Genomic DNA, 15,755 nt, shown 5'->3' with positions numbered 1-15,755 from the left:
CAGCTTAGGCTGAAGAACAGCGTCAACTCTGAAACCATCTACGAGTTAAATAACATCTTCTTAATCGTTAAAAAGTTATAACTAAGATTTTTTATTAATTGTGCATATGCAAACTAGCGCAAGGGGAAAACATGGGTATTAATATTACAATCATTTCTGTTTATTTCTTGCTCTTGATAGCAATAGGGTGGATATTCAGAACGTTTAACACAAATACCAGTGACTACTTTCGTGCTGGTGGTGGCGCGATGTGGTGGATGGTTGGTGCCACCGCATTTATGACCCAGTTCAGTGCCTGGACATTCACCGGAGCGGCGGGCAAGGCGTATCTTGATGGTTTTTCAGTTTCAATGATCTTTGTAGGTAATGCCATTGCCTACGCTCTGGGTTATATGTACTTTGCCCCAAAATTCCGACAGCTTAGGGTAGTGACCGTAATGGAAGCGATCCGTATGCGTTTCGGTAAGACCAGTGAGCAAGTCTACACATGGGCTGGAATGCCAAATCAATTGCTCTCTGGAGGTATCTGGTTGAGTGGTCTGGCACTGGTGATTGCGGCGGTTTTCGATATAGATATGGAAGCTACCATTATCATTACCGGTTTAATAGTACTGGTCATGTCGGTTACCGGTGGCTCCTGGGCTGTTATTGCTTCAGATTATATGCAGATGGTTATCATCATGGTTGTCTGCGTTCTCTGTGCTGTTGTTGCCATGGTTCAGGGCGATGGTGTTGGGAATATTATTGCTAATTTCCCAGTAAGCGATGGAGGTTCTTTCGTTTCAGGCAATAACCTTAACTATCTCAGTATCTTTAGCATTTGGTGTGTTTGTATTTTCTTGAAACAGGCCACCATGCTGAATAATCTGACAAATTCGCATCGCTATCTGGCAGCGAGGGATTCTATCAGTGCAAAAAAAGGAGCGATGTTGGCCGGTATGCTAATGTTGGGTGGTATATTTATCTGGTTTACACCCAGCTGGTTTATTGCAAGCCAGGGGATTGATCTTTATAGCGTATATCCTGAGTTTGGTAAAAAAGCGACAGATTATGCCTATATCTATTTTGTTAAGGAATATATGCCCGCTGGCATGGTTGGCCTGATGGTTGCTGCCATTTTTGCGGCTACCATGTCTTCCATGGATACTGGATTGAATAAAAGTGCTGGTATTTTTGTCAGAAGTTTTTACCGGCCTGTACTGCGTCCTGATGCTACAGAAAAAGAGTTACTGACAGCCTCCAAAATCGCATCCACGGTGTGTGGTTTAATTATTATTTGTGTTGCCTTGTTCCTGAACTCTCTGAAAGAGATGGATCTCTTTAATATCACTATGTATGTGGCTTCCTTGATTGCATTCCCCACAGCCATTGCACCACTATTCGGTATGTTCATCAAAAAGACTCCTGACTGGGCTGCATGGTCAACATTAGCTGTGGGTGCAGTTGTTTCCTATTACGTTGGTTTTGTATTAACTCCAGAAGATATTGAGCATTGGTTTGGTTTGAACCCGTTAACGGGGCGTGAGTGGGCAGATATTAAAGTTATTGCTGGTATATTCGGACATATTGTAATTACCGCCGGCTTCTTTGTATCAACGACACTGTTCTACAAACCACTGACAAGTGGACGTGAGCAAGAGGTTGTAAAATTCTTTGGAAATCTGGAAAAGCCTGTTGTCAGATCTTCTAAGAAACAGGGTGATCTGGATAAGAAACAAGGAAATATTATCGGCAACCTGATGATCCTGTCGGGGGCGCTGATCATGTTCATGGCAGTAATCCCTAATGAATTATGGGGGCGTCTGCTTTATCTGTCTGGTGGTTTCGTCATTGCGATTGTGGGTTACTTGTTGAGAAGCCCAAAGCAAGCTGTCTCTCCGGCTGCTTTAGTAGCCAATACCTAGAAGAGTCAATAAAAAGACAGCCCTGTGCAATCTGTTGCAGGGCTGTTTCCTGCCAGAATTAATGAGAAGCAACGATGACACTGCTGTATGGCTTTGATATTGGTGGAACCAAGATTGAGTTCTCGGTGTTTAACCAGAGTATGGAGCGTCTTTATACGCAAAGAGCAAAGACGCCAACTGAAGATTATGCGCAGTTCTTAGCGGTAATAACTGACTTCGTTACGGCCTATGATCGTTTGAATCATGTTTTTGGCCCGGTCGGTATAGGATTGCCTGGCCAGCAAACAGCAAATGGTATTACCCGGTGTAACAATATTCCCTGTATTGATGGTTGTTATCTACAGCGAGATCTTGAAAAGATATTGAATCGACCGATTAAAATAGCCAATGATGCGGACTGTTTTGCACTGTCTGAGGCTCATGATAAGAGTTTAGAGGGAGCAAGCTCCATTCTGGCTTTAATCCTTGGAACAGGCTTTGGTGGAGGGCTAGTGAACAATGGACGTTTATATAGAGGTCATAACGGAGCTGCTTTTGAAGTTGGTCATATGCGACTGCCCTGTGATGCAATAGCGCTCGTTGGCTACGATAACCCATTGATCCGTTGTAGATGCGGACAAACTGGATGTCTGGATCACTATCTGTCTGCCCGGGGGTTTGCTGATTTATACAACCACCACTATACCTCTGTATGCGATTCTCGGATGAGTGCTGAAGAAATTACAGTAAAATATTGCCTGGGTGACCAGAAGGCTAAATCCCATACCGATCGCTATCTGGAGCTGATGGCAACCTGTCTATCTGGAATTATTGCCATGATTGATCCTGAGGTGATTGTTTTTGGTGGCGGTCTTTCCAACTTTGATGTCATTTACGATCAACTACCAGAACTATTAAAAAAACATACATTAAATGGCAGACCTGTACCGTCAATACGTAAGGCTGTATTTGGTGATTCTGGCGGTGTTAGGGGAGCCGCATTATTAAACGCTTCAGCCCCTGGTTACGCATAAAAAGTAAACAGCACTGCTAATGGAAAGAGAATTAATGAACAAGCACAATCAACGCTCAGTTCAATCAACTACTTCGAGACAGAACAACAAACGACCTAATGTCTTGATGATTCAATCCGACGAACACAGTCCGTTCTTAAGTTCCATTGAGGGACACAAGCATATACAAACTCCTAACCTGCAGAAGCTGGCTGACCGTGGATGCTACTTTCAAAGCCACTATACAGTATCGCCTCTTTGCTGTCCGGCACGATCATCCTGGTTTACAGGGCAGCGACCACATAAAAGTCAGGTTTACAACAACAGCATTGTTTTTCCAAAAGCTCTTCCAACTATTGGCGGAATCTTGAATAAGCAGGGCATTTATACCGTTCATATTGGCAAAGTAGATGGCCATATGAAGGCGGAGGATATGGGATACTCCGAAATGCATCGTCTGTGGTCACCTTCGGTGCAAGATCCTGGAGATATGAATATCAGTCGTAGCCCAGTACCGGTTCGTTCCTTGGTGAGTATTGATGGTGTTGCCAGAAACGAAATGTATGGCCCGGTTGAAAACCCATTCAAGCAAGATGAGCCCGCATTTAAATTAACAGCAAACTGGTTAGCCACTAAAGCTATTGAATTGGATCAACCTTGGTTTGTTTCTCTGAATACTTCCAAGCCACACTTTCCCTGCTTCACTTCAGAGGAGCTTTGGAATAAATACGAATCTTGTCAAGATCTGCCTGAATTTGATGCGTCACACCCTAATGCCTTGCATCCGGTCACTAGAAGCCTGCGTGATCACTTTCAAGTGGATCAGTATGATGAAAAGGCATTACGGGGAATACGTCGCGGATATGTCGCTAATGTGGACTGGCTGGATAGTAAAATTGGTGAGCTGGTGGCTGTGCTTGAAGAAACTGGCCAGCTGGATAATACCGTCATCATTTATACATCTGATCATGGTGCCATGATGGGGGAGTTTGGATTGCAGTGGAAATGTTCAATGCATGAAACATCCGCACGAGTCCCTTTAATCATCACGGGACCTGGGTTTGAACAGGGGGTCATTAATCACACTGCGACGGACTCTATGGATCTTCAGGCAACCATTTTTAAAATCTTTAACGCCGAACGCCCTGATGAGTGGGATGGCGAGCCTATCCAGAGCCTTACAATAAATGATAATAACCGTGCGAGCATGAGTGAATTCCATGGACATGGAACTCATAGCAGCAGTTACCTGATTCGACGAGGTGACTGGAAATATGTTTATCACTTCGGAGAGCCTGCGCAGCTGTTCAACATAGCAAATGACCCTAGGGAAAGTATTGACGCTGTGCAGACCGCAATAGAAAATCCTCAGGTTGTTGATGATTTACATAGCGTTTTACTTGGTTATCTTGACCCGGATAAAGAATATCATCGTGCTGAAGCATTTATTAATAAACAACTGGAGGAATTCAAAACAGGTGGCTTTGAAATGCTCAGTGGGGGCCATGCCCTGAGAACACAATAGTTGGAAAAACCAGTAAATGTAATGAAATGATTTATCAGAAACAGCCGCAGCAGGAGCAGCTACGGCTGTTTTTACTGATTAAGCTCATAGAAAGATTATGAGTAGATTTTTGTTGCAATAAGCCAAGTATCCCTGACTCTGTTTTATAAAGTAGTTCAAACCTGACCAGGCAATTTTTTTTACGAAGTGATTGCCATGGCAAAAGAAAATACCCGAAACCATAAATTAGGGTGCATCAATCATCCTGCATCATTTCAGAAATATCTCGTTGGGCCTCCAGAGACCCAGTTACATAAAAACTTCATCATTCTTTTTCTTCATCTGAGGCTTTCCAATGATGATGCTTTCAAACAAGCACCGGCCACTGGCAAAACTGTTTTTATTACTTTGCCTATCTCTTCAGGCGTATGGCTGTAAAAGCGATGGGGGAGGAGACGCAGGCGGCTCAAGCAACCTTCCAACGCCTCCATCTCGAACGCCGCCTACCATTTCCATTATTGGTCAGGAGCACACAGAGGTACTGGTAAACGCTGTTTATTCGGATCCTGGTGCCACAGCCAGTGATACGGTTGATGGCAATCTGACCGGCAGCATTACCACTGAAAACAAGGTCAATAGCTCAACTCCTGGTCTGTACAGTGTTACCTACAAAGTTATGAACTCGGCTAGCCAGACAACAACGGCCGTTCGTAGTGTCACTGTCAGTGATCCATTTGATCAGGACGATATAAGCGATGAAGCAGTACTATCCGAGTACTTTGATATTCAAACCGGCAGTATAGCAGGTAGTAAGGTAACTGGTCGTATCAACCTGTTAAGAAACAAAGAAGCCTTAGGCAGTTGGAATACCACGCCAATATCGGTACCTGCAAGTTATCGCTTCTATCTTATTGGCGATAGCAGTAATGGTATGTTTTCCCTCAATACTATCCGTGATGCATCTGGATACCGTCTGTTTGGTGAATTTTCAGTTGCTGACGGGAGAACTGCACTGGCTGGCGAATACCCTGTAAGAGTGGAATTGCGCGATGGAAATGAGGTAAAAGCACGTTTCACCAGTAATATTCATGTTGTGGATAAAACCCAGTGGGCGTCTTATTTTGAAAAGCTTACTCAGTTTGCACAGTCTGAAAGCCGGCTCTGGGGTAGAAATAAACTGATTTATGGCAGCCCTGAGCTGGAAAGCATCCTTTCGCAGATCGAAGCTCACAACGGTCAATTCACCGACCTGCATATATACAACATGAACAGTACAGATGAATTGTTAGATTACAAAGCATCTAAAAACATAAAAGCCTTTGAAACGGCAGCCAACCGGATTGGTGGCATTGGTCATGCACTCAAAGTTCTGGATACATCAGACAGTCACTACAACGATAAAAGAAGCCGCCTGATCAATGCGATTCTTACATCATTTAACGCTTATGCCGCTCTGATCCCTGTGCATGAATTTGATGACTTCAGCCACGATGCTTCACCCAATGGCATCAGTTTCACTGATCGCACCCATCAATGGCGATTCACCGACCCGGTCACCCTGCCGTTGATACTGGCATTCAACACTTTATGGGAAGAGGCCCAGGATGGCTCGGATGACGCTGAACAGTTTCTCTATAATATTCACAATCTATTCCAGATCGCTTTTGCACTCCCCTACCAACACCGTTTTGATCAGGAGTATGATCCGGCTACAACTTTATACACCAAGTATTATCTGGAGAAAGATTTAAGCCAGTCCCCCGGTGCCTGGAGCGATGCTAACCGGCATCATCGTATTCGCAGTTGGTCTGCAATGGCAGGTCTGTGGAAAGACTATAACCGACCACTAACCGATAAATCCTGGTGGTATGATGGCTATCAGCCTTTTGCAGATCACAACACAACTCTGCTCAATAGCTGGACACCTGAAGGATCATTAAAAGATCTGAAAGCATGGATAGACTCAAATGCAACCCGAGGCCTAACTATTGGTAATGCCGGGCTTTTGCCGGATGGCACGATCTCTCACCATACCGGGCTTCGTCAGGATATGGCTATGTATGCCTATGGCTATGAATGGCTTGCCACTACACCAATGAAAGTTGCGGAATTGCTGCGGGATACTCAATGGAGTATTGATGGACAATCTATTGATAATTCAGCTGAATTTATCCTGAAGAGTGTTAAACCCGTTATCTACAAAGATGGGCATGATTACCAGACAACTGGGCGTTCATTCCTGTCCGACTCCCTTGGTAGTTTTGGCAGCGCTAAAGTTGCAAAAGATATTTCTATCATTCTTTCAGGAAAACCTGAAAATGCAGCAGTATCTTTTGAACAGGATTTATTAGATTTCCAAACATCATTAATCAGTGGTAACCATGAACTGTCTGGCAGCTACCCTTTCTGGAACAGTGAGTTCCTCGTTCACCGCAGAGGCGGTATCGACAATGAAGATCCTTGGTACGCATCTTTCAGCGCTCAGTCCATCAGGGTGCGTGGAGCAGAAAGCTTTGATTCAGACCCGGGGTTTCATAATGGTAGCGGTATTCTGCAGGTCAAAATAACCGGTGATGAATACGGCGAAGCTCGTTTTGACTGGGACTGGCATTTACAACCGGGCTTAACTGAAGAGTGGCGTAATGATGCCATTCCCATGCAGTCTCAGGATGATAAAAATGGTTTAAGCGACGAAGTATTAGCTGGTGTACTCTCTGATGGCAGAAATTCCATTGGCAGTTTTAAATACTCAACTAAAGCCAGCTATGCATCTGCCAGGGCCGATAAGTCAGCGTTCTTCTCTGACGCTGGTGTGTTTGCTATGGGTGATCAGATTCGAAGGGACGATAAAGACGGTCAATATGCTTCAAATGCGCAAAACCCAATAGTTACCACCGTAGACCAGGCACTTTGGAGTAGTGCATTGAGTTATGACTTCGGCTCTGGCATAAAATCTCATAATGTTGGTAGTAACCTGAATTTCAGTGTTGTGATCACTGAGCCTGTCTGGGTGCATCAGAACAACAAAGGTTATCTGATCTGGCCTGATTCTGATGGAAGTACAAAGCTGACCATTGTTGCTGGTTCTGCCGTTAATGATACCTACACCAAAGTTAACAGGAATATTCCTGTGTACTCACTTTTGATTGATCATGGCATAACCCCGGACAATAACAGCGATAGCTACCAATATCTGGTGCTGCCTAATGTATCTCAGGCAGAAATGCCCGGATTGCTGGCGCAATTCTCAAATCAAAATCAGTTCGAGAGAATACAGACAGACAGCATTTATGGTACCCGCTGGGTACTTAATGGAGAGCAACTGATTCAGCTGGCTTTCCATCAGCAAGGTATGGCGACTCTTGAAGACGGCAAGACAATCACTGTTGATAAACCTGCGCTGGTTCAACTTCAGGAAACGGGTGATCTCTGGATTGTATCCATCAGTGATTTATCACATCACAGTCGGGATGACGACCCTGATCAGAAATCCGATTTTCGTGTACAGCTCAAAGAAGGAGAGAACATAGTCAATGTTGAGCTGAACTGGTCATTGCAGCCAGGGAGCTACCAATATCTAACTAAGGGATACCGGAACCATTATCTCCCGGGGCAGGATATGTCTGTAAGAACTTTCGGTAACACCAGCCGCATATCTGTAAGCCTGCCAGACAGTACAGATGATCAAACCTACGGATTCAGGGAAGAGTTGTTCTCTGGTATGACAGCTACTGCATCAATTCCTGCTAATTAACACCAATACCTTGGTTTCCTGGGCACATGGAGGTGCCTTGAGACTGCTCAGAATAATAACAAAATAGAGGTACAGAGTATTGAGATGATTCAGTCAAATCTGAACGAATGGTTGATTCACTACAAGACTGAGCATACCCATCAAGGTAAGCAGTGCAACAAGAAAACACCGATAGAAGCATGGTTTGATGGGAAAGCGATCGCGATCTGGAAGGAAAAGGTCATAGCCAGAATTTGACCTGGCAGTCACCTTCCTGGAATTCGGTAACTGTCAGGTCCGGTTTAACTTATACATATTCTCAATTAGAAAACGGTTTATTTTGCTCCTGTCATAACCGGATTACTGTCGAGTTGATAAACGTTAATATTGCTGTACGCACCTTTGGCTAATACCATCAGTCGAAACCCCCAGTTACCACCAGAAAGCGGTTTTTTATCCGTGTAACTCAGTGCATGCTCACCGTTCACAAAATAATTCACCTCTCCGTTCCACTTGGTGACTACCATTTTGTGAAGTCCTTCAGGATTTTCGCTTGCGATATCACGCCCTGAAGCGGTCATGTGTCTGCCGGGTGATTTGCGCATATTGGCGGACTTACGAAATGGGAAAAAATAAGAAATACGATACATTGTCACATCGCCGCGCATAATTTCACTGGCTAACCCCGTTCTGGGCGCGACATCACCATGCAAAACATCCTGACCATTCAGTCCCTGAGCAGAGAACATTATCATATGCAGTGATTGTGGTGAGAGACTTTGAAAGTCAAAGCTGATTGAATAGTTTTCGGGAGTCGTATTTTTATTCCAGATATTAAAATGCCCCCCCCGGAACACGCCATCAACATACATTTTATCAACTGCTAGAGGATATTTCTCTTTAACCATGGCTGCCAGGTCATCTCCATACTCGCTGGCTTCGTTTGCATCAGAGTATTTTCCCGTACTTTGCAGGGTTAGAAGTGGTTGATGGAATTCTGGCTCAAGAATCAATTTCCCATGTTCGATGGAAGCTTGTCCAAAACCTTCTATAGTCCAATCTGACAGTTGCTCATTGCTTTTGAAATCGTAACCATAAATGGGATGATTTAGATAACTGTCCGATAATTTTTTATTGGGATCATTGGTTAATTTACCATAACCTGTTGATGAATAAATCAACGTGGTGCTCAATAGGGTTAACAGTATATGCTTCATGGTGTTATCTAAGTGTTAGCTGCAGCGTGATTTTTACTGACTGTAAAAATCACCTGCAGACTTGATGTTATTTGGGGTGTCAGAGTGTTATTTAACCTGAATTTCATCAAAGGCAATCAATAAGCTGTCTGGCAGCTTTTACCTTTTCTTCAATGATGTTCCATTTTCTCTGATTGAGAGAGTCAACCGTTGCCAGCCAGGTGCCACCACAGGCTATAACCTGTGGAATTTGCAGATAACTGGCCAGATTATCCGGACTTATCCCACCCGTAGGAATTACCCGAATATGTTGGTATGGACCTGTCAGGGATTTAAGCATATTGACGCTACCGGAGGCTTCTGCCGGGAAAAACTTTAACACCTGCGCACCATGATACATAGCCTGCTCTATGTCACTCGGGGAGTTAATACCTGGCACCATGAAAACCTTGGATTGAAGAGCATGATTATAAGTAACCGGGTTAAAGCCGGGGCTTATAACAAATTCAGCACCAGCTTGTCTTGCGGCATCCACCTGTTCGGGGGTGAGTACCGTACCTGCAGATAAGATACTTTGTGGATAACGTTTACTGATTCGCTTGATGGCTGCCAGCGACACATCGCTGCGCAGGGTTATTTCCATTATAGGGAATCCGTGGGCAATCAAAATTTCCGCCAGAGGCTCAGCGCTATTCAGGTCTTCAATTTGAATAACCGGTAGCACCCGTTGCTGTTGTAACTGTTTTAGTATCATGTCCATCAATGGTTTCTCTGACTTATCACTCAGACATAAGCTGTTTGTTAATAATGGCTCCCCGGTGCTGGATAACTACAGATGCCAGGGAGTGACCAGCTCTTGCAGCTACTTCCGGGTTATTTCCGTTCATTCGTGCAGCAAGATAGCCTGCGGCAAAAGAGTCACCAGCTGCAGTGGTATCAACTACCTGATTGACCTTAACCGCTGGGATTGTCAGAGGTTCTTCTCCAGATAGGGCTACCAAGCAATTATCTGCCCCCCGCTTTAAGACAATTTCCCTTACGCCTTGTTGCCGACAGCGTTCAATAATGACTTTGTCATTCATTTCTTTGTATAGAGCCTGATCATCATCGACAGTAAGTAAGGCAATATCGGTGAGCTTAAGAATACGGTCGTACCACTGTTTGGCAATGGATTCTGACTTCCATAATGCAGGGCGATAATTATTATCAAAAATGATGGCTTTACCATCACTCTGCAGGTCTTCCAATATGGCCAATAATCGCTTCCGGCTGGTGTTTGGCAGGATAGCAATGCTGATGCCCGATAAGTATATGGCATCCATTCTTTTTAACCATTCAAGTACCCGTTCGGTATCTTGGGTTTCCAACCAGTACCTGGCTGCTGAGTTTTCACGCCAATATGAAAAACTGCGCTCACCTTCAGGCGTTGTATCAATCATATACAGGCCAGGTTGCTTCTCTGGAATTACAGTCACTCCCTGAGTATCAATGCCCTCATCGATCAAAGAAGATTTTATTTTCTCACTCTGACGGTCAATACCTAAACCGGTAATATATGAGATACCCGTTTTATCGTTTATCAGTCGTCGTAAATAAATAGCGGTATTGTAAGTATCTCCTGCAACACATACTTGATAACTGTCCTGTACATTAGATAGCTCAAGCATTGCCTCACCGATAAAGCCAATGTGTTGCCATTCAATTGGTTTTTTATGCACAGTGAAACTCTCTGCAATATAGAATTTTTACTCGGGTTATGCTTTCAGACATCAGGGAGCTGTTGCCCCCCCATGATTAATTGCACTTTTGATATGGGTGTGTAGCAGCTTACCTATCTGTAAAGACGGCTTCAGCCACTATAAACCTGTTTGTAACCCAGCCCGTATTTACAACAGGCTGGCTTAATAAGTGGAAGGGCTCTATCTCGCTAACCAGCCACCATCAACCGCAATGGTATAACCATTGATATAGTCACTGGCAGAGGAAGCCAGAAATACCACTGGACCCGCCAGATCTTCCGGAGTACCCCAGCGATTGGCTGGGATTCGACCCAGAATTTCTGCATTACGCTTTTCGTCAGCACGTAGGGCTGTGGTGTTATCGGTTGCCATGTAACCAGGAGCAATGGCGTTGACATTGATGCCATGGGCTGCCCATTCGCATGCCAGCAGGCGAGTCAGTCCGGCAATGCCACTTTTGCTGGAGGTGTAAGATGGAACACGAATCCCTCCCTGGAAGGAAAGCATGGAAGCAATATTGATAATTTTGCCGCCATTTCCTTGCGCCATAAATTGTTTGGCAACCGCCTGACTCAGAAAGAAAGGGGTTTTCAGATTGATATCCATCACCTCGTCCCAGTCTTTTTCGCTGAAGTTAACAGAGTCTTCGCGGCGAATGATACCGGCATTGTTGACCAGAATATCAACCCTTCCAAGGGTGTTGATAGCCTCCTTAACAATGCGCTCAACTGGCTCAATACTTAGTAAATTGGCTTCAACAAAATGAAAACGGCGACTGGCAGCTAAAACCAACTCCCGTGTTTCAGGAGCATCGATATGACCAACGGCACAAATATCTGCACCAGCCTGTGCAAGTGCTACGGCCATACCCTGGCCTAAACCAGTATTAGCTCCAGTTACTATTGCTACTTTGCCCTGCAAGTCAAAAGAAAAGTTCATTGTTCTGTTCTTGATAGACGATGGTGGAAGATGGCTGCCGAAAGGCAGCTATACTTGACGATTAATCAAATAACCTATTGATTATTTGATTTCGCCCATTGGCACAAAATCCATATCCGAGAAAGTCTGGTTCTCACCAACCATGCCCCAGATGAAGGTGTAGTTCGAACTGCCCACACCCGAGTGGATAGACCAGCTTGGACTGATCACCGCCTGTTCGTTACGTACGACCAGGTGACGGGTTTCTTCTGGTTTGCCCATCATATGGAATACGACATTTTCTTCTTTCATGTCGAAGTAAAAGTACACTTCCATACGACGCTCATGTGTATGGCAAGGCATGGTGTTCCATATGCTGCCTGGTTCCAGCATGGTCATGCCCATCAGCAGTTGACAGGTTTCCAGAACGTCAGGTACCAGGTACTTGTATATTGTACGACGATTGCAGTTTTCAGCGTCACCCAGAGTTTCCGGACTGGCCATTTCCAGGGTGATTTTCTTGGTTGGGTAAGTGGTGTGAGCCGGAGCGCTGTTGATATAAAATTTTGCCGGGTTGTCACTATTAAGACTTAGAAAACTGATTTCCCTGGTACCCTTACCTACGTAAATGGCTTCACGGCTGCCAATCAAATATTCGGTGCCATCAATCAGAACTATACCATCACCACCGATATTGATGGCACCAAGCTCGCGGCGTTCCAGAAAGAAATCTGCACCGATCTCTTTGCCTGCTTCCAGAGAGATGGCTCTGGAGACGGGCATACAACCACCGGCAATAATACGGTCTATATGGGAATAGGTCAGATTGATCTTATCTGCAACCATAACCTCTTCAATCAAAAAATGCTCACGCAGTTGTTGAGTATCGAAGGCTTTAGCGTGTTCACTGTGCACAGGCTCACGTACATTCATTCTCGTTCGCTCCAGACAAATAAGTTTGTTGTTTTCTTAACCCCAATAAGTAATGGTTATTGGGGGTTAAATGAATGGCTTTATGATCAGTCGATATTGGCCCAGATTGGTGATACCCAGCCGATATGGCCATCATCCTGAAAGCAACGAACATAGAAATAATGTTCACCAGATTCGAATGTTTCTGAAAGTTCAACTTCCTGATATTGCTGATCAGTATCAATACGCTTTAGCACTTCACCGTTATGAATCACTTCAATGCGCTTCAGTTTTCTTGGCGCCGCAACCCTGAAGTAAAGATCAACCGAACCTGTGCTTGTTATTGTTTGACCTAAATGAGCATCATTAACATTGAAGTCCATCACCATGCGTGGATGGGTGGTTGCGATGGTCTGACGGTTATGAAGAGCATCAAAAATACTTTCCCGGGTCAGGGTATCCGTGTAAACACCAGTCACACCGCCATAGCCGGGGTTGCCATCGTGACCATCACTGTTGGCGACGAAGCCCCATTTCTTGCCGCGGTTCAGAAAATCAACAACGGTATTGTTTTTGATGTTCCTGCGAGACTTGAGTAACATCGGATTACCTTCGTACTCAAAGCGCCCCCATTGAGCTGAATAGATTTCTACCATGGTTTCATGGTGACTGTCCGGTTCCCAGTTTTTCAGGTCAAACCCTATTTCCGCTTTTCTACCCTTATTTTCAGCGTATTTTGGCATACGGTCACTGAATCGATGCAGGTGCGGAATGGTGAGAATGTCATGGTCTTTATAAAAATCCCAGACATCATGCAGGATGCCAAATTCATAGCCGGGGTAGTCATAATTACTTAGCGAACCCCGGAACAGGCAGATTGTATCCCCACGACGGCAATGGAGTTCAAAACCGGTCATTGTTACGAACTTGCCGGGGTCATCAAAGCGGTCGCACTCCTCAGCCATTGCCTGCCAGGTGGCCTTGTCGATATTTACCCCACGATCTTCATTAAAGGTATAGGTCTGTTCCGTCAGAGCCAGGAAGTCAAGTTTGGACACCTCCCGTGCATGGGTGTAACCCCGCTCTGGTGTCGAACCAAGATCGTTATCCCGGATATTGGCGGTAAGGTTGGAGTGAATATGTGTATCTCCCCAGAACAAAGACGGTGCATTCTCTTCGCAAATAATGACTGCATCGTTAACGTGTAATCCGCTGTCTTCGATAGTCAGCTTGTAAGCACCCTGTTCCAGAGCAATAGAAGCCTTCTGTCCAGCAATATTGGTTGTTGCTACTAGGAGGCCACTTCTCAGATCAAAAATAGACAGTTTGAAATGATCCAGCGTGGCTTCATATAGCGGGTTGCCAAAACGATCCATCGGCAAGATGGATGCCTCAAGCGTTTCACCAGGCCTGCTGTACCCTTTACAAGTCACCTGCAGTTGGGTCAACGTATCAGGTATAAGTTTGATACTGGGGAAAACATCATATTGTTTATATTCCTGAGCCCCCAATAAATCGAACTCAAGTATGTAGTTTAAATAGGTGCCTTCTTTATGGAAGGCCAGCTGCCCAGCACGGGACGGCATACAATCACCTTCAAGCCAGGGACGATCTATTCCGCCGAAGTGAATTGTTATAGCTTCGCCAGGTTTAAGCCCTGTTTCCAGGGTGATGACACCGACACGGCATGAGTCATTCCATCGTTTAATATGCTTGAAGTCGGTTTCGATTTTTTCTACATGGACTTCCAACTGTACTGACTCTTCCTCAGCAATGGCCCAGAGGTAATTAGGCATCCAGTAATCATGAACCTGAAGATATTGCTCACTTCGCTGATGCTGATATGCTGGTACGGTGATACGAATGTGACTACCTGGTTTAAACTCCCGGTGGGCTGTAAAATGAACTTTCCATTCAAGCTCACCACCTGCAACAACTTCTTTTGGCAAGGTGAACTCTAAAAGACCAACATCGATTTCTTTAATTATCTGTTCCATACTTAATACTCATTTATCAGCTTATTTATTGCTATTAACCAAAAATAATTTTTGAATCAAGCAGCCGAATCAGATAGACATCTGAGATGGTGTGGGTCACCAAGGTTATTAAAATATTGCCCAATGCTCTGTTGGGGGGAGTTTGAACTGATTAAAGATAAAAACTCATTACTTTTCAAAAGCGAAAAAGCTGGCATTGTTTTTAGGGTTAAAACCCATTCAAAATTATTTTTTCAACCAAAAGTTTTTTAGAATATAATGACTTTGTGAAATTCCAAAGTCATTACGTGTTTTATTAATTTATAGAGTAGTGTTTAATATTTCTGGTATATATACGCCAATATTATTGGATCTGGCTATATTCAAGATTCCTTCACTGGGCTTCTTGTCAATAAACAAGCTGTTTATTTCTGATAGATGCGTTATCCTTATTGGCGCAGACTTATTCACTTTTTCTGAGTCAATAACCAGAAAAGAATAAGAGCTTCTTTCCAGAACCATCTTTAGGATATGAATTTCCTGCAAATAGAAACCCAGTAAGTAACCAGATTTCTCAACACCACCGCAAGTAAACAAACAATAGTCAACGCTGATCTCTTTAACAAAGGATTCTGTTTCTCTGTCAACCAAACCTGCATTACGTCGTTGAACCGTTCCGCCAGGAATAATGACATCAAAGTCAGTATTCTCATAAATAATATTGGCAACTTTCAGGCTATTTGTAAAAATAGTTAAATCTTTTTTACAGGCGAGTTCGTGAGCAATGGCTTCCATTGTGGTGCCAAGAGCAATAAAAACTGAACTTCCATCTTTTATATGTTTAACAACTTCAAGAGCGATCTGCTTTTGCATCGATCCTC

The 15,755-nt window shown here is 44.2% G+C and carries 12 protein-coding genes; 5 read left to right on the top strand and 7 right to left on the bottom strand.

Annotated features, from left to right (window positions below; genetic code table 11):
* Positions 1 to 131: 131 nt before the first annotated feature.
* The 5 genes from GV64_RS23425 (at position 132) to GV64_RS24605 (ending at position 8,391) form a co-directional block, all read left to right on the top strand.
* Positions 132 to 1,904, top strand: coding sequence for a sodium:solute symporter family transporter (locus tag GV64_RS23425; RefSeq protein ID WP_020584033.1), 1,773 nt, complete (start codon positions 132 to 134; stop codon positions 1,902 to 1,904).
* A gap of 74 nt (positions 1,905 to 1,978) precedes the next feature.
* On the top strand, positions 1,979 to 2,917 hold the full coding sequence (locus tag GV64_RS23420; protein WP_020584032.1) for an ROK family protein: 939 nt from the start codon (positions 1,979 to 1,981) through the stop codon (positions 2,915 to 2,917).
* Between the two features lie 34 nt (positions 2,918 to 2,951).
* Positions 2,952 to 4,421: a sulfatase-like hydrolase/transferase gene (locus GV64_RS23415; protein WP_236633021.1), complete on the top strand. Its 1,470-nt coding sequence runs from the start codon at positions 2,952 to 2,954 to the stop codon at positions 4,419 to 4,421.
* A 334-nt stretch (positions 4,422 to 4,755) separates the two neighbouring features.
* The gene (locus GV64_RS23410; RefSeq protein ID WP_020584030.1) at positions 4,756 to 8,154 is read left to right on the top strand and encodes a polysaccharide lyase family 8 super-sandwich domain-containing protein; all 3,399 of its coding nucleotides are present in this window, start codon (positions 4,756 to 4,758) and stop codon (positions 8,152 to 8,154) included.
* An 84-nt stretch (positions 8,155 to 8,238) separates the two neighbouring features.
* Positions 8,239 to 8,391, top strand: a complete 153-nt coding sequence (locus GV64_RS24605) for an IS481 family transposase (protein ID WP_020584029.1) — start codon at positions 8,239 to 8,241, stop codon at positions 8,389 to 8,391.
* 77 nt (positions 8,392 to 8,468) lie between these two features.
* Here GV64_RS24605 and GV64_RS23405 read toward each other — a convergent pair whose 3' ends face one another.
* The 7 genes from GV64_RS23405 to GV64_RS26045 form a co-directional block, all read right to left on the bottom strand.
* Positions 8,469 to 9,350 carry a DUF1961 family protein gene (locus tag GV64_RS23405; protein WP_020584028.1) on the bottom strand — a complete coding sequence of 294 codons (882 nt, stop codon included), beginning with the start codon at positions 9,348 to 9,350 and terminating at the stop codon, positions 8,469 to 8,471.
* Positions 9,351 to 9,456: 106 nt separating this feature from the next.
* Positions 9,457 to 10,089 carry a bifunctional 4-hydroxy-2-oxoglutarate aldolase/2-dehydro-3-deoxy-phosphogluconate aldolase gene (gene eda, locus GV64_RS23400; RefSeq protein WP_020584027.1) on the bottom strand — a complete coding sequence of 211 codons (633 nt, stop codon included), beginning with the start codon at positions 10,087 to 10,089 and terminating at the stop codon, positions 9,457 to 9,459.
* Positions 10,090 to 10,108: 19 nt separating this feature from the next.
* Positions 10,109 to 11,047: a sugar kinase gene (locus GV64_RS23395; RefSeq protein ID WP_020584026.1), complete on the bottom strand. Its 939-nt coding sequence runs from the start codon at positions 11,045 to 11,047 to the stop codon at positions 10,109 to 10,111.
* Positions 11,048 to 11,248: 201 nt separating this feature from the next.
* Positions 11,249 to 12,007, bottom strand: coding sequence for a 2-dehydro-3-deoxy-D-gluconate 5-dehydrogenase KduD (gene kduD, locus GV64_RS23390; protein WP_020584025.1), 759 nt, complete (start codon positions 12,005 to 12,007; stop codon positions 11,249 to 11,251).
* Positions 12,008 to 12,088: 81 nt separating this feature from the next.
* Positions 12,089 to 12,919 carry a 5-dehydro-4-deoxy-D-glucuronate isomerase gene (gene kduI / locus GV64_RS23385; protein ID WP_020584024.1) on the bottom strand — a complete coding sequence of 277 codons (831 nt, stop codon included), beginning with the start codon at positions 12,917 to 12,919 and terminating at the stop codon, positions 12,089 to 12,091.
* 86 nt (positions 12,920 to 13,005) lie between these two features.
* Complete coding sequence (locus GV64_RS23380) at positions 13,006 to 14,895, bottom strand: DUF3604 domain-containing protein (RefSeq protein WP_020584023.1); 1,890 nt, start codon at positions 14,893 to 14,895, stop codon at positions 13,006 to 13,008.
* Between the two features lie 300 nt (positions 14,896 to 15,195).
* On the bottom strand, positions 15,196 to 15,755 hold a 560-nt coding region (locus tag GV64_RS26045; RefSeq protein WP_407919931.1), incomplete at its 5' end, for a DeoR/GlpR family DNA-binding transcription regulator.

It is taken from the genome of Endozoicomonas elysicola, from assembly GCF_000710775.1.
GTDB lineage: Bacteria > Pseudomonadota > Gammaproteobacteria > Pseudomonadales > Endozoicomonadaceae > Endozoicomonas > Endozoicomonas elysicola.
This window is presented reverse-complemented; position numbering and strand designations above follow the sequence as displayed.